Origin of the sequence: Pseudohongiella nitratireducens, from assembly GCF_001642735.1 — a bacterium.
GTDB classification, from domain to species: Bacteria; Pseudomonadota; Gammaproteobacteria; order Pseudomonadales; family Pseudohongiellaceae; genus Pseudohongiella; species Pseudohongiella nitratireducens.
Genome location: NZ_LWHM01000014.1, coordinates 1 through 17918 on the forward strand (window position 1 = coordinate 1; position 17918 = coordinate 17918).

Genomic DNA, 17918 nt, shown 5'->3' on the forward strand with positions numbered 1-17918 from the left:
ATTGGTCACGTTGACCATGGTAAGACGACGTTGACAGCAGCACTGACGCGCGTGTGTGCAGAAGTTTGGGGTGGTGAGGCGCGTGCATTCGATATGATCGATAACGCCCCGGAAGAGCGTGAGCGTGGTATTACGATCTCCACGGCACACGTTGAGTATGACTCTCCAGAGCGTCACTATGCGCACGTTGACTGCCCAGGGCACGCCGACTACGTAAAAAACATGATTACCGGTGCGGCGCAGATGGATGGCGCTATCCTGGTATGTTCGGCTGCTGATGGCCCCATGCCGCAGACGCGAGAGCACATCCTGCTGTCACGTCAGGTAGGCGTTCCTTACATCGTTGTGTTCATGAACAAAGCGGACATGGTAGACGATGCTGAGCTGCTGGAGCTGGTTGAGATGGAAATCCGTGAGCTGTTGGACGCTTACGACTTCCCTGGCGATGACACGCCAATCATCATCGGTTCTGCGCTGATGGCGCTCAACGGTGAAGATGACAACGAGCTGGGTACAACAGCGGTCAAGAAGCTGGTAGAAACACTGGACAGCTACATTCCAGAGCCTGAGCGTGACATCGATCGTCCGTTCCTGTTGCCAATTGAGGACGTGTTCTCAATCTCTGGTCGTGGTACGGTTGTGACAGGTCGTGTTGAGCGCGGTATTGTCAAAGTTGGTGAAGAGATCGAGATTGTTGGTCTGAAAGACACCACAAAGACGACCTGTACAGGTGTTGAGATGTTCCGCAAGCTGCTCGACGAAGGTCGTGCGGGCGAGAACGTAGGTGTTCTGCTGCGCGGTACTAAGCGTGAAGATGTTGAGCGTGGTCAGGTTCTGGCCAAGCCGGGTTCAATCACGCCGCACATTCACTTTGAAGGTGAAGTGTACGTACTGAGCAAAGATGAAGGTGGTCGTCACACGCCATTCTTCAAAGGTTATCGTCCACAGTTCTACTTCCGTACAACTGACGTGACTGGTGCTGTAGAGCTGCCAGAAGGCGTTGAGATGGTAATGCCAGGTGACAACCTGAAGTTCAAAGTCACGCTGATTGCACCAATCGCAATGGACGAAGGTCTGCGATTCGCGATCCGTGAAGGTGGTCGTACCGTGGGTGCCGGCGTGGTATCCAAGATCATCGAGTAAGTTATCAGTCGGTAACGCTGATTCCCGGAGCCTTGGCTTCGGTCATAAGAGCAAGCCGAAACCCTGTGAAGGCGTTTCGGCTTGTCCATCTTGAAAGAGGGTATAGGCCAGTAGCTCAATTGGCAGAGCGGCGGTCTCCAAAACCGCAGGTTGGGGGTTCGATTCCCTCCTGGCCTGCCATTAATGGCAGCGCGAGACAAATAGATTATGTCCGATAAATCAACAACACAGGCATCAGGTTCAGATCTGGTCAAGTGGATTGCAGTTGCGGTAATTGTTGCAGCAGGCGTGTACGCCAATGCCTATTTTGCCGCCGAACCACTGGTATTCCGGGTAATAGGAATGCTTGTGCTGGGTGGGGTGGCTGCCTGGATTGCAGCAAAAACAGTCAAAGGGGCTGCTTTTGTAACGTTGTGTCTGGAAGCCCGGACCGAGATTCGTAAGGTAGTCTGGCCGACCCGCCAGGAAACAACTCAGACGACTATTATTGTTCTGCTGGTTGTGTTTGTGGTTGCCGTTGTGCTCTGGTTTCTGGACTGGGCGCTAGGCGCCGTCATTTCAAGGATTATTGGCTAACTCAGAGGGCGGCAGATGGCAATGCATTGGTATGTGGTTCAAGCCTATTCCGGCTATGAAAAGCGCGTAAAGCTAGCGCTGCAAGACCGGATAGCGCGCTCTACTATGCAAGACAGCTTTGGTGAGGTGTTGGTGCCGACCGAAGAAGTGCTCGAAATGCGGGCTGGTCAAAAACGTAAAAGTGAGCGTAAATTCTTTCCCGGCTATGTGCTGGTGGAAATGGAGTTGAATGACGATACGTGGCACCTTGTTAAGGAGACGCCGCGTGTTCTCGGTTTTATTGGCGGTAAGGCGGATCAGCCGGCGCCCATTTCAGCAAGAGAGGCCAACCGAATTCTTCAGCGTCTTGAGGAAGGTCAGGATAAGCCTCGTCACAAGATTATTTACGAGCCTGGTGAAATGGTTCGTGTCACTGACGGTCCGTTCAATGACTTTACTGGTACGGTGGAAGAGGTCAATTACGAAAAGAACCGCCTCCGTGTTGCAGTTCTGATTTTTGGTCGCTCTACGCCTGTTGAGCTCGAGTTCAGTCAGGTAGAAAAGAGTTAATTAACAGCACATGCCCTTTTGGTATGTGTGAAGTCGGGGAGTCGGTGTTTTTGTGCCGACGTCTGAACCCAAAGGAGAAGTCAAATGGCTAAGAAAGTCTCTGCATATATCAAGTTGCAGGTAGGCGCTGGCAAAGCAAACCCCAGCCCGCCCGTGGGTCCTGCTCTGGGTCAGCACGGTGTTAATATCATGGAATTCTGTAAGGCCTTTAATGCTCAGACTCAGGGCATGGAAGCGGGTCTGCCAATTCCAGTGATTATCACTGTTTACGCTGATCGTAGCTTTACCTTTATCACTAAAACGCCTCCGGCATCCGTTTTGATGCGGAAGACGCTGGGTATTCCCAAAGGCAGTTCTCGCCCAAATACTGAGAAAGTTGCCAAGATTACCCGTGCGCAGCTGGAAGAGATTGCGACAATCAAGATGCCTGATCTGACAGCTGCTGATATGGATGCGGCTGTACGTACGCTGGCTGGTACGGCCAGAAGCTCAGGTATTGACGTGGAAGGGGTGGAGTAAGGTCATGGCTAAACTGTCCAAAAAACAGCGTGCTATCGCAGAGAAACTGGATCGCACTCGTAACTATTCCGTTGCAGAAGCGGTTTCCCTGATTGCAGAATTTGCCTCAGCAAAGTTCAGTGAATCAATCGACGTATCAGTAAATCTCGGCGTTGATCCGCGTAAATCTGATCAGGTGGTCCGTGGTTCAACCCTGCTGCCTAACGGTTCAGGCAAAACTGTCCGTGTTGCTGTGTTCGCTCAGGGCGAAAATGCAACAAAAGCTCAGGAAGCCGGTGCTGATATCGTCGGTTTTGACGACCTGGCAGAAAGTATCCAGGCTGGCAACATGGATTTTGATGTTGTTATCGCAACCCCAGACGCAATGCGTGTTGTTGGTAAACTCGGCCAGGTGCTGGGTCCGCGCGGCCTGATGCCAAACCCAAAAGTCGGTACAGTGACTGCGGATGTGGCAACGGCTGTGAAAAACGCTAAAGCCGGTCAGGTGCGTTATCGCACAGACAAGAACGGTATCATTCATGGTGCGGTCGGCAAAGTGGGCTTTGAGGCGGATGCTATTACTGGCAACCTGGAAGCCTTGCTGGCTGATCTTAAAAAAGCCAAGCCTGCATCATCAAAGGGTATTTATATCCAGAAAGTCATGCTGTCCTCAACAATGGGCCCTGGCGTTCAAATCGATCATTCATCGCTTAAATTTTAAGTGAGATAAATCCAGAGTGTCACAGTCGTGGCGCTCGACCAGACTTTGGGGTGCTGGCAGGCTCTTGCCTGCCAGGGCCGTCAAAGACCGTAGGTGCCAGTGCTCGCTTTTGCTTGTGCTGGCTTAATTGCCTACGCAGATGGTGAAACCCGGCTCTGCTGTTTGTCAAAACAGTGGCAGCCATTCCACCAGATCATCCTGCCGCTGCTTTTGTGGTGGGCAGGGAAACAAAAATCGGATCGGCGGTAGATTAGTCGATCCAGATCAGGAGTAAAGCTAGTGGCTATTAGGCTTGAAGATAAGAAACAAATCGTTTCGGAAGTCAATGAAGCTGCTACCAGTGCTTTGTCTGCAGTGTTGGCCGATTATCGCGGCGTCACTGTGGCTGATCTGACAGCGCTTCGTAAAACAGCGCGTGAGCAGGGTGTGTTTCTGCGGGTTGTCCGTAACACACTGCTGAAACGTGCTGTGCAAGGTACTGAATACGAGTGTATTCAGGAAGCGTTGACAGGTCCGACGATTCTAGCGTTTTCAATGGAAGACCCTGGCGCCGCTGCGCGTGTGCTGAAGGATTTTGCCAAAGGAAATGAGAGTTTCGATATTAAAGCACTGTCAGTCGGTGGGCAGTTAATGGGCGCAGATCGTATCGATGTGCTCGCGACATTGCCGACTTACGACCAGGCATTGGCTTCGTTGATGAGCGTTATGCTTGCACCTGTTACTAAACTGGCACGTACTTTCAATGAAGTGCCAACCAAGGTAACGCGTGCGGTTGCGGCAGTTCGTGACCAGAAAGAAGCAGCGTAACGAAACATCGAAACGAAAAACTTTTTTTACTTTTATATTAGGAGATATGAGTCATGGCTCTGTCTAAAGACGATATTCTGAATGCAATTGCTGAAATGTCTGTAATGGACGTTGTTGAACTGGTTTCTGCAATGGAAGAGAAGTTCGGCGTTTCTGCCGCTGCTGCTGTTGCCGTTGCTGGTCCTGCTGCTGGTGGTGACGCTGGTGAAGCTGCTGAAGAGAAAACTGAGTTCGACATCGTTCTTGAAGCTGCAGGCGACAAGAAAGTGAACGTCATTAAAGTGGTTCGCGCTATTACAGGACTGGGCCTGAAAGAAGCGAAAGAGCTGGTTGACGGTGCACCTTCTACACTGAAAGAAGCTGTCAGCAAAGACGACGCCGAAGACGCCAAGAAGCAGCTTGAAGAAGCTGGCGCCAAGGTTGAGCTGAAGTAATAACGCTGGTTTGTTATACAAATCAGACGTTTATATTAAATGCCGGCAGGGGGTATATCCCTCTGTCGGTGTTTGATGTTATACGGTCGGATAATTTTTCTGTCCTGTGCTCCCGTTATCAGGTTGAGCCAAAACCGAATTGATCAGTGTCAATTAAGATAAATAGTACTAATTGACAAATGTACAACCAGGTTAGCAACAAGCAGGAATCGCAGAAAGATAGATAGTGGGGTTTATCCGACGTCCCCCGTGCCAAGACAGGTGACAGTCCGGGTATCAACAGACATACTTGCTAGGAAAACACAATGGCCTATTCGTATACCGAGAAGAAACGTATCCGCAAAGATTTTGGTAAACTGCCGCCTGCGATGGATATTCCGTATCTTTTGTCCACGCAGATAGATTCTTACAGGCAATTTACCCAGGCCGACCGGTCGGCAGCAGATCGCCAGGACCAGGGCCTACATGCCGCATTCAAGTCCGTTTTCCCTATTGTTAGCTACTCCGGCAAAGCTGTGCTGGAGTATGTCAGCTATGAACTCGGCAAGCCGGTATTTGATGTTAAAGAGTGTCAACTCCGGGGTACGACTTACTCCGCATCATTACGTGTACGGGTCCGGTTGATTCTTTATGATAAAGAGTCAACAACTCAAGCAATCAAAGACATCAAAGAACAAGAAGTCTACATGGGTGAAATCCCATTAATGACGGGTAGTGGTACCTTTGTTATCAATGGTACTGAGCGCGTGGTTGTATCGCAGTTGCATCGCTCCCCGGGTGTGTTCTTTGATCATGACCGTGGTAAAACACACAGTTCGGGCAAATTGTTGTATTCGGCCCGTATTATTCCTTACCGTGGCTCCTGGCTTGATTTTGAGTTTGATCCCAAGGACCTGGTATTTGTTCGTATCGACCGTCGCCGTAAACTGCCGGCGACTGTGTTGCTGCGCGCGCTGGACTTTACGTCCGAACAAATTCTGTCAATGTTCTATGAAAACAACAGCTACCGAGTTGGCAAAAGTGCTGAAGAGGTTATGCTGGAGTTGGTGCCGTCACGACTGCGTGGCGAAGTATTGAATTTTGACGTGACAGACAAGAAAGGCGAAGTCATTGTTGAGTCAGGCCGCCGTATTACTGCCCGTCATATCCGCCAAATGGAAAAGGCCAAACTGGCTGAGCTGAAAGTCAGTGCGGAATTTGTATCAGGGCAGTCGCTGGCAAAAGATATTGTCAATCCTGAAACGGGTGAGATTTTGTTCGAAAGCAATGCCCTGGTTAGCCAGGAAATGCTCGACGGCATGATTGAAGCTGGCGTGGAAGAGTTCCAGACGATTTATACTAACGATCTGGATTGTGGTCCGTTTGTGTCAGATACATTAAGAACGGACAGTACAACATCCCGCCTTGATGCATTGGTAGAAATATACCGCATGATGCGTCCTGGTGAGCCGCCAACCAAAGATTCAGCTGAAAACCTGTTCAGCAATCTGTTCTTCTCCCAAGAGCGTTACGACTTGTCGGCTGTTGGTCGGATGAAATTTAACCGTCGTCTGGGACGTGATGAGGCGACAGGTGAAGGCGTGTTGAGCGTCGACGATATCGTAGATGTTCTGAAGACGCTGGTCGGTATTCGTAACGGTTTCGGAACGGTAGATGATATTGATCACCTGGGCAACCGTCGTATCCGCTCTGTTGGTGAAATGGCTGAAAACCAGTTCCGAGTTGGCCTGGTGCGAGTAGAACGTGCTGTGAAAGAGCGTCTGAGCATGGCCGATTCTGAAGGTTTAATGCCTCAGGACATGATCAATGCCAAGCCTGTAGCCGCGGCTATCAAAGAGTTCTTTGGCTCGAGCCAGTTGTCCCAGTTTATGGACCAGAACAACCCGCTGTCAGAAGTTACGCACAAACGTCGTGTCTCAGCATTGGGCCCTGGCGGTTTGACACGTGAACGCGCCGGCTTCGAAGTTCGTGACGTTCACCCGACTCACTATGGTCGTGTTTGTCCGATTGAAACACCGGAAGGCCCGAACATCGGTCTGATCAACTCCATGGCGACCTATGCGCGCACCAACGATTATGGCTTCCTGGAAAGCCCGTATCGTCGAATTATCGATGGCAAAGTCAGCGATGAAATCGATTATCTGTCTGCGATTGATGAGGGGCAGTATGTGGTTGCACAGGCCAGTGCGAGCCTTGATGCAGAAGGCCGTTTTGTTGATGACCTGGTGACAGTTCGTTATAACGGCGAAACCACACTGATGCCCAAAGAGCAGATCAACTACATGGATGTCGCGCCACAACAGATGGTGTCGGTAGCCGCCGCGTTGATTCCTTTCCTTGAGCATGACGATGCAAACCGTGCATTGATGGGCTCAAACATGCAGCGTCAGGCTGTTCCTACTTTGCGTGCAGAAGTGCCGCTGGTTGGTACTGGTCTGGAGCGTAATGTGGCACATGACTCTGGTGTTTGTGTAGTCGCTGATCATGGCGGTTACATTGAGAGCATTGATGCATCGCGAATTATTGTTCGCGTTAATGATGATGAAACACAGGCTGGTGAAGCCGGTGTCGATATCTATAACCTGACCAAATATACACGCTCTAACCAGAACACCTGTATTACACAGAAGCCTCTGGTCAAAGAGGGTGACCGCATCAGTCGTGGTGACATTTTGGCTGACGGACCTTCCGTTGATTTGGGTGAGCTGGCACTGGGTCAGAATATGCGCCTGGCATTTATGCCTTGGAATGGTTACAACTTCGAGGATTCGATCCTGATTTCGGAGCGTGTGGTTAGCGAGGATCGACTTACCACAATCCACATTCAGGAACTGACCTGTGTGGCTCGAGACACCAAGTTGGGCGCAGAGGAGATTACTTCTGATATCCCTAACGTGGGTGAAGGAGCACTGGGCAAGCTTGATGAAGCAGGTATTGTCTATATCGGTGCTGAAGTTGGTGCCGGAGACATTCTGGTCGGTAAAGTGACACCAAAAGGTGAAACGCAACTGACGCCGGAAGAAAAACTGCTGCGTGCCATCTTTGGTGAGAAAGCCTCTGATGTAAAAGATACGTCGTTACGTGTCCCTTCAAGTGTTAAGGGTACTGTTATTGATGTGCAAGTATTCACCCGAGATGGTCTGGAGAAAGATCAGCGTGCCAAAGAGATCGAAAAGTCTCAGCTGGACGGTGTGCGCAAAGACATCAATGATGAGTTCCGTATTGTTCAGGGCGCCACGTTCTACCGTTTGAAATCTGCCCTGCTGGGTGCAAATGTTAACGGTGGCCCGGGTCTGAAGAAAGGCGCTGAGTTGACAGAAGAATACCTGGACGGTCTGGATTATGATGACTGGTTCAAATTACGTCTTGTCGACGAAGAGTTGAACAAGCAGCTTGAGTTGGTTGAAGCTCACCTGAAAACCCGTCGTGAAGAGTTGGATGAACGGTTTGAAGACAAGCGTCGCAAGCTGACACAAGGTGATGATTTGGCGCCGGGTGTACTGAAGATTGTTAAAGTTTACCTGGCAATCAAGCGCCGCATTCAGCCTGGTGACAAGCTGGCGGGACGCCACGGTAACAAGGGTGTTATTTCAGCGATTATGCCAGTGGAAGACATGCCTTTCGATGAAAGCGGTAACCCCGTAGATATCGTACTCAACCCGCTGGGTGTTCCTTCGCGTATGAACGTGGGTCAGGTACTTGAAACTCACCTCGGGGCGGCAGCCAAAGGGTTGGGTGATCGCATTAACCGCATGATCGAAGAGAAGCGCAAAGTTGAAGAAGTGCGTTCATTGCTGAACGACATCTACAACAGTGTGGGTACCAAGAAAGAGTCGCTGGAAGAGTTCAGTGATGAAGAGATCATGGAGTTGGCATCCAATCTTCGCAATGGTGTACCAATGGCTACACCGGTGTTTGATGGTGCCAATGAGCCTGAGATCAAGAAGATGCTTGAACTTGCAGGCATGGATGACAGTGGTCAGGTCACGTTATATGACGGTCGTACAGGTAACGCATTCGATCGTAAAGTGACTGTAGGCATCATGTACATGCTCAAGTTGAACCACCTGGTGGATGACAAGATGCATGCCCGTTCGACTGGCTCCTACAGCCTGGTTACTCAGCAGCCGCTGGGTGGTAAGGCGCAGTTTGGTGGTCAGCGATTCGGTGAAATGGAAGTGTGGGCGCTGGAAGCTTATGGTGCCGCCTATACCCTGCAGGAAATGTTGACGGTCAAGTCTGATGACGTGGCGGGACGTACCAAGATGTACAAAAACATCGTTGATGGTGATCACCGTATGGAGCCAGGTATGCCGGAGTCCTTCAACGTGTTGTTGAAAGAAATCCGCTCACTGGGTATCGATATGGATCTGGAAGTTTCCGGTAAATAACGAATCGTCGAACTTGTGATACCTGTAAAGCTGGAGTGTGGCTTTACAGGTGGAGGAAAATAGTATGAAAGACTTGCTGGGTTTATTGAAGTCACAATCGCCAAGTGATGAGTTTGACGCCATTCGCATCGGACTCGCCTCTCCGGAGCTGATCCGGGCCTGGTCTTTTGGTGAAGTAAAGAAACCAGAAACCATAAATTACCGTACCTTCAAGCCTGAGCGTGATGGTCTTTTCTGTGCCAAAATTTTTGGTCCGGTAAAAGACTATGAGTGCCTTTGCGGAAAGTACAAGCGCCTGAAGCATCGTGGTGTTATCTGTGAGAAATGCGGTGTTGAAGTCGCGCTTTCAAAAGTTCGTCGTGACCGCATGGGGCATATCGAACTGGCCAGCCCGGTTGCCCACATCTGGTTCCTGAAATCACTGCCTTCGCGTATCGGCTTGTTGCTGGATATGACGTTGCGTGATATCGAGCGCATTCTGTATTTCGAGTCTTTTGTCGTCACTGATCCGGGCATGACTACGCTTGAGAAAGGTCAGCTGCTGACAGACGAACAGTATTATGAAGCAATGGAAGAATTCAGTGATGAATTCGAAGCCAAAATGGGCGCAGAAGCCATTCAGGATCTGATGCGCGACCTGGACCTGCCCGGTGAAATCAATCGCCTTCGCGAAGAGATTCCGGCAACGAATTCAGAAACCAAACTGAAAAAACTGTCCAAGCGTTTGAAGCTGCTGGAAGCCTTTGCAGATTCGGGTAATAAGCCTGACTGGATGGTGCTGACTGTCCTGCCGGTTCTGCCGCCAGATCTGCGTCCACTGGTGCCTCTGGATGGTGGTCGTTTTGCCACTTCAGACCTGAATGATCTGTATCGCCGGGTTATTAACCGTAATAACCGACTGAAGCGTCTGTTGGACCTCAATGCGCCTGACATCATTGTTCGTAACGAAAAGCGTATGCTGCAGGAAGCAGTAGATGCGTTGTTGGATAATGGCCGTCGTGGCCGGGCTATCACAGGCTCAAACAAGCGTCCTTTGAAGTCACTGGCTGACATGATCAAAGGCAAGCAGGGCCGCTTCCGTCAGAACCTGCTGGGTAAGCGTGTTGACTACTCTGGCCGTTCGGTAATCGTGGTGGGGCCGACTCTTAAGCTGCATCAGTGCGGTCTGCCCAAGAAGATGGCGCTTGAGCTGTTCAAGCCCTTTATATTCGGCAAGCTGGAACGCCGTGGCCTGGCCACGACAATTAAAGCCGCCAAGAAAATGGTTGAACGCGAAACGCCGGAAGTCTGGGATATCCTGGCAGAGGTGATTCGTGAGCACCCGGTCATGTTGAACCGCGCGCCAACACTTCACCGTTTGGGTATCCAGGCATTTGAGCCGGTCCTGATCGAAGGTAAAGCGATTCAGCTTCACCCGCTGGTTTGTGCGGCCTATAACGCTGACTTTGACGGTGACCAGATGGCTGTTCACGTACCGCTGACGCTGGAAGCTCAGCTGGAAGCGCGTACGCTGATGATGTCGACCAACAATATTCTGGCGCCTGCAAACGGTGAGCCGATTATTGTGCCGTCACAGGACGTGGTATTGGGCCTGTATTACATGACCCGTGAACGGGTCAACGGTAAAGGTGAAGGCATGGTCTTTGCTGATGCTGATGAAGTGAAACGTGCCTATGATACTGGTTCTGTGGACCTGCAGGCTCGCATTAAAGTGCGCCTGGACGACTTTGAGCTGAATGAGGCTGGTGAGTCAGAGAAAATCCGCCGCATGGTCGATACCACTGTCGGTCGTGTGTTGCTGTTCAATATTGTCCCGGATGGTCTGCCGTTCTCGATGGTCAATCAAAAAATGACCAAGAAGCAGATTTCAGGAATTTTGAATGCCTGTTACCGAAACGTGGGTCTTAAAGAGACAGTAATCTTTGCTGACCAACTGATGTATACCGGTTATCGATATTCAACCATCTCCGGTTCCTCTATTGGTGTAAACGATTTCGTGATCCCGGATGCCAAAGCCAAAATCATTGGTCAGGCCGAGTCAGAAGTTGAAGAAATCGAGAACCAGTATGCTTCTGGTCTGGTAACACAGGGTGAGAAGTACAACAAAGTTATCGATATCTGGTCGCGTGCCAATGATCTGGTCGCCAAGTCCATGATGGAAGGCCTGTCTACTGAGCCTGTTATCAACAAGGATGGTGAAGAAGAGCAGCAGGAGTCATTTAACTCCGTGTATGTTTATTCTGACTCTGGTGCCCGTGGCTCTCCCGCGCAGATTCGTCAGTTGGCCGGTATGCGTGGTCTGATGGCTCGTCCTGATGGTTCTATTATTGAGACGCCTATTACTGCGAACTTCCGTGAAGGTTTGAGCGTTGTGCAGTACTTCACCTCAACGCACGGTGCGCGTAAAGGTCTGGCTGATACAGCTCTGAAAACAGCGAGTTCCGGTTACCTGACACGTCGTTTGGTGGATATCTCTCAGGATCTGGTTATCACTGAAGAGGATTGTGGTACAACGTCGGGGCTGACCATGCGTCCTATCATTGAGGGTGGTGATATTATTGCCGCACTTGGTGAGCGTGTTCTGGGTCGGGTTGTTATTGACGATGTCATCCATGAAGAAACGGGTGATGTGCTGGTTGAAGCCGGCACTATGCTTGATGAAAAAATGGTTGAAAAGCTTGAGATCATGGGTATTGATGATATTCATGTGCGCTCGGCCATCACCTGTGATACCCGCTTCGGTGTCTGCCGTCAGTGTTACGGTCGTGACCTGGCTCGTGGCCATTTGGCGAACGTTGGTGAAGCGGTCGGTGTTATCGCTGCCCAGTCAATCGGTGAGCCGGGTACACAGTTGACGATGCGTACCTTCCACATCGGTGGTGCGGCATCGCGAGCCACTGCTGCGGACAACGTACAGGTTCGTACTACTGGTACAGTGCATCTGCATAACATGAAGACAGTGCAGAACCGCGAAGGTAATCTGGTTGTGGTTTCCCGTTCCGGCGAGCTGATTGTGAATGATGAGGCGGGCCGTGAGCGTGAGAAGTACAAGCTGCCATACGGTGCACTGGTAACTCTGGCTGATGATCGTAAGGTAGAGTCTGGCCAGGTTGTTGCAACCTGGGATCCGCACACTCACCCGATTATTTCGGAAGTGGAAGGTAAAGTTAAATTTACCAGCATGGAAGAAGGGCTGACTGTACGCCGCCAGACGGACGAAATCACCGGTCTGTCCAGTTTGACTGTGATCGATCCGGCTGAACGTCCTTCAGCAGCGAAAGAATTGCGTCCTGCAGTAAATCTGCTGGATGCCAGTGGTAATGAAGTGATGCTGCCTGGTACCAACATGCCAGCAGTTTATTTCCTGCCATCCAACTCGATTATTGGTGTCCAGGACGGTGCTGACCTGAACGTGGGTGACATTATTGCGCGTATCCCACAGGAAGGTTCGAAAACACGTGATATTACCGGTGGTCTGCCGCGTGTTGCTGACCTGTTTGAAGCGCGTAAACCGAAAGAACCTGCCATTCTGGCTGAGATTTCCGGTACGGTCAGCTTCGGTAAAGAAACCAAAGGCAAGCGTCGCCTGGTGATTACGCCAAAAGAAGGTGATTCCATGCCGGATGGCAGCTCTCATTACGAGGCGCTGATTCCGAAATGGCGTGCGATGACCGTTTTCGAAGGTGAAACTATCGAAAAAGGTGAAGTTGTTTCGGATGGTCCGCAGTCACCGCATGACATTCTGCGCCTCAAAGGTGTGCAGGCTCTGGCTGAGCATATCGTCAATGAGGTGCAGGAAGTTTACCGACTGCAAGGTGTGCGTATTAACGATAAGCACATTGAAGTTATTGTGCGTCAGATGCTGCGTAAGGTAGAGATCTCTGAGCCGGGCGATTCAACGCTGATTCGCGGTGAGCAGGTCACGATTACTCAGGTGCTGGAAGAGAATGACAAGCTGCGTGCAGACGGCAAGATTGAAGCGCAGTTCCAGCGACAGTTGCTGGGTATTACTAAGGCTTCACTTGCTACTGAGTCCTTTATCTCTGCTGCTTCCTTCCAGGAAACAACACGAGTGCTGACTGAAGCGGCTGTGACAGGTAAGCGTGATTACCTGCGTGGTCTGAAAGAGAATGTCGTGGTGGGTCGCTTGATACCAGCCGGTACCGGTCTGGCTTACCATGAATCACGTCGCCAGATAGCGGCGGCAAACCGTGCTGCAGGCGAAGAAGGTGCTGGTGTTACTGCCAGCGAAGTCGAAGCAGCGCTGACGGAAGCACTGAAAACCGGCGTCTGATCTTAGGGTCAGGCAGGATTTCAGTTGACTATAGGGTGCGGGGTATTTAAACTCCGCATCCTTTACGCTGGTGTGTAATGCTAACTGGACAACCACAAAGGGGGTCCAGCAAGCCCTGTCACGCCGGCGTATTAGCGTTTTAATGACAAATCCAGGAGAAATGAATGGCAACTATCAACCAGTTGGTTCGAAAACCACGTAAGAGCAAGGTCGCTAAAAACGACGTGCCTGCTCTTCAGGGTTGCCCGCAGAAGCGCGGTGTTTGTACTCGCGTTTATACGACGACACCGAAGAAGCCAAACTCGGCTTTGCGTAAAGTTTGTCGTGTGCGGCTGACAAATGGCTATGAAGTCACATCATACATCGGCGGTGAAGGCCACAACCTGCAGGAGCACTCCGTGATCCTGATTCGTGGTGGTCGTGTAAAAGACTTGCCGGGTGTGCGTTATCACACGGTTCGCGGCAGCCTTGATACATCGGGTGTGTCTGCGCGTCGTCAAGGTCGTTCCAAGTACGGTGCCAAGCGTCCGAAGAGTTAATTCGATCGCTTATTTATTTAATTATTTTATCAGTAAGGCCGTGTGGTCAGGTTGTCAGCCAAGTTGAGCTAAATACAGTCTGGTGAATTACGGAGTTACCTGAACAAAGAGGTTTAGAGAATGCCTAGAAGAAGAGTTGCGGCGAAGCGCGAGATCCTGCCTGACGCCAAGTATGGCAGCAAAGTGCTGGCCAAGTTCATGAACCACGTGATGGAAGACGGTAAGAAGTCTGTTGCTGAGCGTATTGTGTACGGTGCCCTGGATACCGTAAGCAAGAACTCGGGTAACGATCCGTTGGAAGCGTTCGAGCAGGCACTGGAGGCTATTGCCCCAATGGTTGAGGTTAAGTCTCGCCGTGTGGGTGGTGCCACTTACCAGGTGCCGGTAGAGGTTCGCGCAGAGCGTCGCAGTGCCTTGGCTATGCGCTGGTTGGTAGAGCACGCTCGCAAGCGTGGTGAGAAATCCATGTCGCTACGCCTGGCTGGCGAGATCAGTGATGCTTCTCAGGGGCGTGGTAGCGCTGTTAAGAAGCGTGAAGACGTTCACCGAATGGCTGAAGCCAACAAGGCGTTCTCGCACTACCGTTTCTAATGACTGGTATTCATTCATTTTGTTAACAATATAGGTGCTAGTGTGGCCAGAAAAACTCCTTTGAGTCGCTACAGAAATATTGGTATCTGTGCACACGTAGATGCTGGTAAGACGACGACGACAGAACGTGTCCTGTTCTACACCGGTATGAACCACAAGATCGGTGAGGTTCACGATGGCGCTGCCACCATGGACTGGATGGAGCAGGAGCAGGAGCGTGGTATCACGATTACTTCTGCTGCTGTGACAACGTTCTGGCGCGGCATGAGCCAGCAGTTTGATGAACACCGTGTAAACATCATTGATACACCCGGGCACGTAGACTTCACTATTGAAGTTGAGCGTTCATTGCGTGTTCTTGATGGTGCGGTTGTAGTGCTGTGTGCATCATCTGGTGTGCAGCCGCAAACTGAAACGGTATGGCGTCAGGCTAACCGTTACGAAGTGCCTCGACTGATCTTTGTTAACAAAATGGACCGAGCCGGCGCTGATTTCCTGCGTGTTGTTGAGCAGGTAAAGAATCGTCTGGGTGCGGTGCCTGTGCCAATGCAGCTGGCGATCGGTGCTGAAGACGATTTTCGCGGGGTTATTGACCTTGTGAAGATGAAGAGCATCGTCTGGAGCAACGAAGACATGGGCGTTACCGTTGCCTATGAAGATATTCCAGCAGATATGCAGGCTGAGGCTGAAAAGTGGCGCGAGCACATGGTTGAAGCTGCCGCTGAAGCCAACGAAGAAGTCATGAATAAATACCTCGAAGGCGAAGAGCTGACTGAGGAAGAGATCAAGGCTGGTCTTCGACAGCGTACCCTGGCTAACGAGATTGTGCCGACATTCTGTGGTTCTGCATTCAAGAACAAGGGTGTGCAGGCTGTGCTGGATGCCGTTGTTGAGTTCCTGCCTTCTCCAACAGAAGTGAAGGACATTGAAGGTACGCTGGAAGATGGTTCTGTTGTTCGCTGTGAGTCGGACGATGATGCGCCTTTTGCTTCCCTGGCCTTCAAGATCGCAACAGACCCATTTGTCGGTACGCTGACATTCTTCCGTGTTTACTCGGGTACGCTGAAGTCAGGTGACGCAGTGATGAACTCCGTCAAACTGAAGAAAGAGCGTATTGGTCGTATGGTGCAAATGCGTGCCAACAACCGTGAAGAGATTAAAGAAGTTCGCGCTGGTGATATCGCTGCTGCGATTGGTCTGAAAGACGTGACTACAGGTGAAACGCTATGCTCGCCAGATCGACTGGTTGTGCTTGAGCGTATGGACTTCCCGGATCCCGTTATCTCGGTTGCTGTAGAGCCTAAAACCAAGGCTGACCAGGAAAAAATGGGTGTGGCGCTGGGCAAGCTTGCTCAGGAAGATCCGTCTTTCCGTGTGGAAACTGACGAGGAGTCCGGTCAGACAATCATCTCCGGTATGGGTGAGCTTCACCTGGACGTTCTGGTCGACCGTATGCGTCGCGAGTTCAACGTTGAGGCCAACATTGGTAAGCCGCAAGTTGCTTACCGAGAGACTATTCGCAAGTCAGTGGAAGTTGAAGGTAAGCACGTTAAGCAATCTGGTGGTCGTGGTCAGTACGGTCACTGCTGGTTGCGCCTTGAGCCACTGCCTGCTGATGAAGAGTACGAATTCGTCAATGAGATCGTTGGTGGTGCGATTCCTCGCGAATACATCCCTGCGGTTGATCGTGGTGTGCAGGAGCAGATGCAGAATGGCTGTCTTGCAGGCTACCCATTGCTGGCGATGAAAGTGACCTGTTATGACGGCTCTTTCCACGATGTTGACTCCAGTGAAATGGCGTTCAAAATCGCTGGCTCCATGGCGCTGAAAAAGGGCGCATTGTTGGCGGATCCGGTTCTGCTTGAGCCAATGATGAAGGTTGAAGTTGTTACGCCTGAAGAAAACATGGGTGATGTGATGGGCGATCTCAATCGCCGTCGTGGTATGGTGCAGGGTATGGATGATTGCGCAAGCGGAAAAATCATCAACGCTGAAGTGCCGCTGGCTGAGATGTTCGGCTATGCCACTGACCTGCGTTCTGCTACTCAGGGGCGTGCGACGTACACCATGGAATTCCTGAAGTATGGTGAGGTTCCGTCCAGCGTGGCTGAAGCTATCATCAACAAGAACAAAGCTTAAGATTAACTAATCATTTAGACTAATTTTCGCGAGGTGAAATTGTGGCGAAGGGAAAATTTGAACGTAATAAAGTACACGTAAACGTTGGTACAATTGGTCACGTTGACCATGGTAAGACGACGTTGACAGCAGCACTGACGCGCGTGTGTGCAGAAGTTTGGGGTGGTGAGGCGCGTGCATTCGATATGATCGATAACGCCCCGGAAGAGCGTGAGCGTGGTATTACGATCTCCACGGCACACGTTGAGTATGACTCTCCAGAGCGTCACTATGCGCACGTTGACTGCCCAGGGCACGCCGACTACGTAAAAAACATGATTACCGGTGCGGCGCAGATGGATGGCGCTATCCTGGTATGTTCGGCTGCTGATGGCCCCATGCCGCAGACGCGAGAGCACATCCTGCTGTCACGTCAGGTAGGCGTTCCTTACATCGTTGTGTTCATGAACAAAGCGGACATGGTAGACGATGCTGAGCTGCTGGAGCTGGTTGAGATGGAAATCCGTGAGCTGTTGGACGCTTACGACTTCCCTGGCGATGACACGCCAATCATCATCGGTTCTGCGCTGATGGCGCTCAACGGTGAAGATGACAACGAGCTGGGTACAACAGCGGTCAAGAAGCTGGTAGAAACACTGGACAGCTACATTCCAGAGCCTGAGCGTGACATCGATCGTCCGTTCCTGTTGCCAATTGAGGACGTGTTCTCAATCTCTGGTCGTGGTACGGTTGTGACAGGTCGTGTTGAGCGCGGTATTGTCAAAGTTGGTGAAGAGATCGAGATTGTTGGTCTGAAAGACACCACAAAGACGACCTGTACAGGTGTTGAGATGTTCCGCAAGCTGCTCGACGAAGGTCGTGCGGGCGAGAACGTAGGTGTTCTGCTGCGCGGTACTAAGCGTGAAGATGTTGAGCGTGGTCAGGTTCTGGCCAAGCCGGGTTCAATCACGCCGCACATTCACTTTGAAGGTGAAGTGTACGTACTGAGCAAAGATGAAGGTGGTCGTCACACGCCATTCTTCAAAGGTTATCGTCCACAGTTCTACTTCCGTACAACTGACGTGACTGGTGCTGTAGAGCTGCCAGAAGGCGTTGAGATGGTAATGCCAGGTGACAACCTGAAGTTCAAAGTCACGCTGATTGCACCAATCGCAATGGACGAAGGTCTGCGATTCGCGATCCGTGAAGGTGGTCGTACCGTGGGTGCCGGCGTGGTATCCAAGATCATCGAGTAAG

Annotated in this window: 13 protein-coding genes and 1 tRNA gene; all 14 read left to right on the plus strand. The window is 51.1% G+C overall.

The window, feature by feature from the left end:
- Positions 1-1143: elongation factor Tu (tuf, locus tag PSCS_RS05295; RefSeq protein WP_068810517.1), on the plus strand; the 1143-nt coding region annotated here is incomplete at its 5' end.
- A gap of 104 nt (positions 1144-1247) precedes the next feature.
- Positions 1248-1323: transfer RNA gene (locus PSCS_RS05300), tRNA-Trp, on the plus strand.
- A gap of 27 nt (positions 1324-1350) precedes the next feature.
- The gene (gene secE, locus PSCS_RS05305) at positions 1351-1719 is read left to right on the plus strand and encodes a preprotein translocase subunit SecE (protein ID WP_068810758.1); all 369 of its coding nucleotides are present in this window, start codon (positions 1351-1353) and stop codon (positions 1717-1719) included.
- A 15-nt stretch (positions 1720-1734) separates the two neighbouring features.
- The gene (gene nusG / locus PSCS_RS05310; protein ID WP_068810759.1) at positions 1735-2268 is read left to right on the plus strand and encodes a transcription termination/antitermination protein NusG; all 534 of its coding nucleotides are present in this window, start codon (positions 1735-1737) and stop codon (positions 2266-2268) included.
- Between the two features lie 84 nt (positions 2269-2352).
- Positions 2353-2787, plus strand: coding sequence for a 50S ribosomal protein L11 (gene rplK / locus PSCS_RS05315; RefSeq protein ID WP_068810760.1), 435 nt, complete (start codon positions 2353-2355; stop codon positions 2785-2787).
- 4 nt (positions 2788-2791) lie between these two features.
- Positions 2792-3487: a 50S ribosomal protein L1 gene (gene rplA / locus PSCS_RS05320; protein WP_068810761.1), complete on the plus strand. Its 696-nt coding sequence runs from the start codon at positions 2792-2794 to the stop codon at positions 3485-3487.
- Positions 3488-3766: 279 nt separating this feature from the next.
- Positions 3767-4294, plus strand: coding sequence for a 50S ribosomal protein L10 (gene rplJ / locus PSCS_RS05325; protein WP_068810762.1), 528 nt, complete (start codon positions 3767-3769; stop codon positions 4292-4294).
- A 53-nt stretch (positions 4295-4347) separates the two neighbouring features.
- A complete protein-coding gene (rplL, locus tag PSCS_RS05330) occupies positions 4348-4728 on the plus strand; it encodes a 50S ribosomal protein L7/L12 (protein ID WP_068810763.1) in 381 nt (126 codons plus the stop codon).
- A gap of 305 nt (positions 4729-5033) precedes the next feature.
- Complete coding sequence (rpoB, locus tag PSCS_RS05335; RefSeq protein ID WP_068810764.1) at positions 5034-9119, plus strand: DNA-directed RNA polymerase subunit beta; 4086 nt, start codon at positions 5034-5036, stop codon at positions 9117-9119.
- 64 nt (positions 9120-9183) lie between these two features.
- Positions 9184-13413 carry a DNA-directed RNA polymerase subunit beta' gene (rpoC, locus tag PSCS_RS05340; RefSeq protein ID WP_068810765.1) on the plus strand — a complete coding sequence of 1410 codons (4230 nt, stop codon included), beginning with the start codon at positions 9184-9186 and terminating at the stop codon, positions 13411-13413.
- A gap of 164 nt (positions 13414-13577) precedes the next feature.
- Complete coding sequence (gene rpsL, locus PSCS_RS05345) at positions 13578-13952, plus strand: 30S ribosomal protein S12 (RefSeq protein WP_068810766.1); 375 nt, start codon at positions 13578-13580, stop codon at positions 13950-13952.
- Positions 13953-14072: 120 nt separating this feature from the next.
- Entirely contained in the window at positions 14073-14543 is a 471-nt protein-coding gene (rpsG, locus tag PSCS_RS05350) for a 30S ribosomal protein S7 (RefSeq protein WP_068810767.1), read from the plus strand.
- A gap of 42 nt (positions 14544-14585) precedes the next feature.
- A complete protein-coding gene (gene fusA / locus PSCS_RS05355; RefSeq protein ID WP_068810768.1) occupies positions 14586-16682 on the plus strand; it encodes an elongation factor G in 2097 nt (698 codons plus the stop codon).
- Positions 16683-16723: 41 nt separating this feature from the next.
- Entirely contained in the window at positions 16724-17917 is a 1194-nt protein-coding gene (gene tuf, locus PSCS_RS05360) for an elongation factor Tu (RefSeq protein ID WP_068810769.1), read from the plus strand.
- The last annotated feature ends 1 nt before the right edge of the window (position 17918 follow it).

Bases quoted from the DNA above. Each gene is read 5' to 3' on its own strand.
- secE (WP_068810758.1), top strand. From the start codon at position 1,351: ATGTCCGATAAATCAACAACACAGGCATCAGGTTCAGATCTGGTCAAG.
- nusG (WP_068810759.1), top strand. From the start codon at position 1,735: ATGGCAATGCATTGGTATGTGGTTCAAGCCTATTCCGGCTATGAAAAG.
- rplK (WP_068810760.1), top strand. From the start codon at position 2,353: ATGGCTAAGAAAGTCTCTGCATATATCAAGTTGCAGGTAGGCGCTGGC.
- rplA (WP_068810761.1), top strand. From the start codon at position 2,792: ATGGCTAAACTGTCCAAAAAACAGCGTGCTATCGCAGAGAAACTGGAT.
- rplL (WP_068810763.1), top strand. From the start codon at position 4,348: ATGGCTCTGTCTAAAGACGATATTCTGAATGCAATTGCTGAAATGTCT.
- rpoB (WP_068810764.1), top strand. From the start codon at position 5,034: ATGGCCTATTCGTATACCGAGAAGAAACGTATCCGCAAAGATTTTGGT.
- rpoC (WP_068810765.1), top strand. From the start codon at position 9,184: ATGAAAGACTTGCTGGGTTTATTGAAGTCACAATCGCCAAGTGATGAG.
- rpsL (WP_068810766.1), top strand. From the start codon at position 13,578: ATGGCAACTATCAACCAGTTGGTTCGAAAACCACGTAAGAGCAAGGTC.
- rpsG (WP_068810767.1), top strand. From the start codon at position 14,073: ATGCCTAGAAGAAGAGTTGCGGCGAAGCGCGAGATCCTGCCTGACGCC.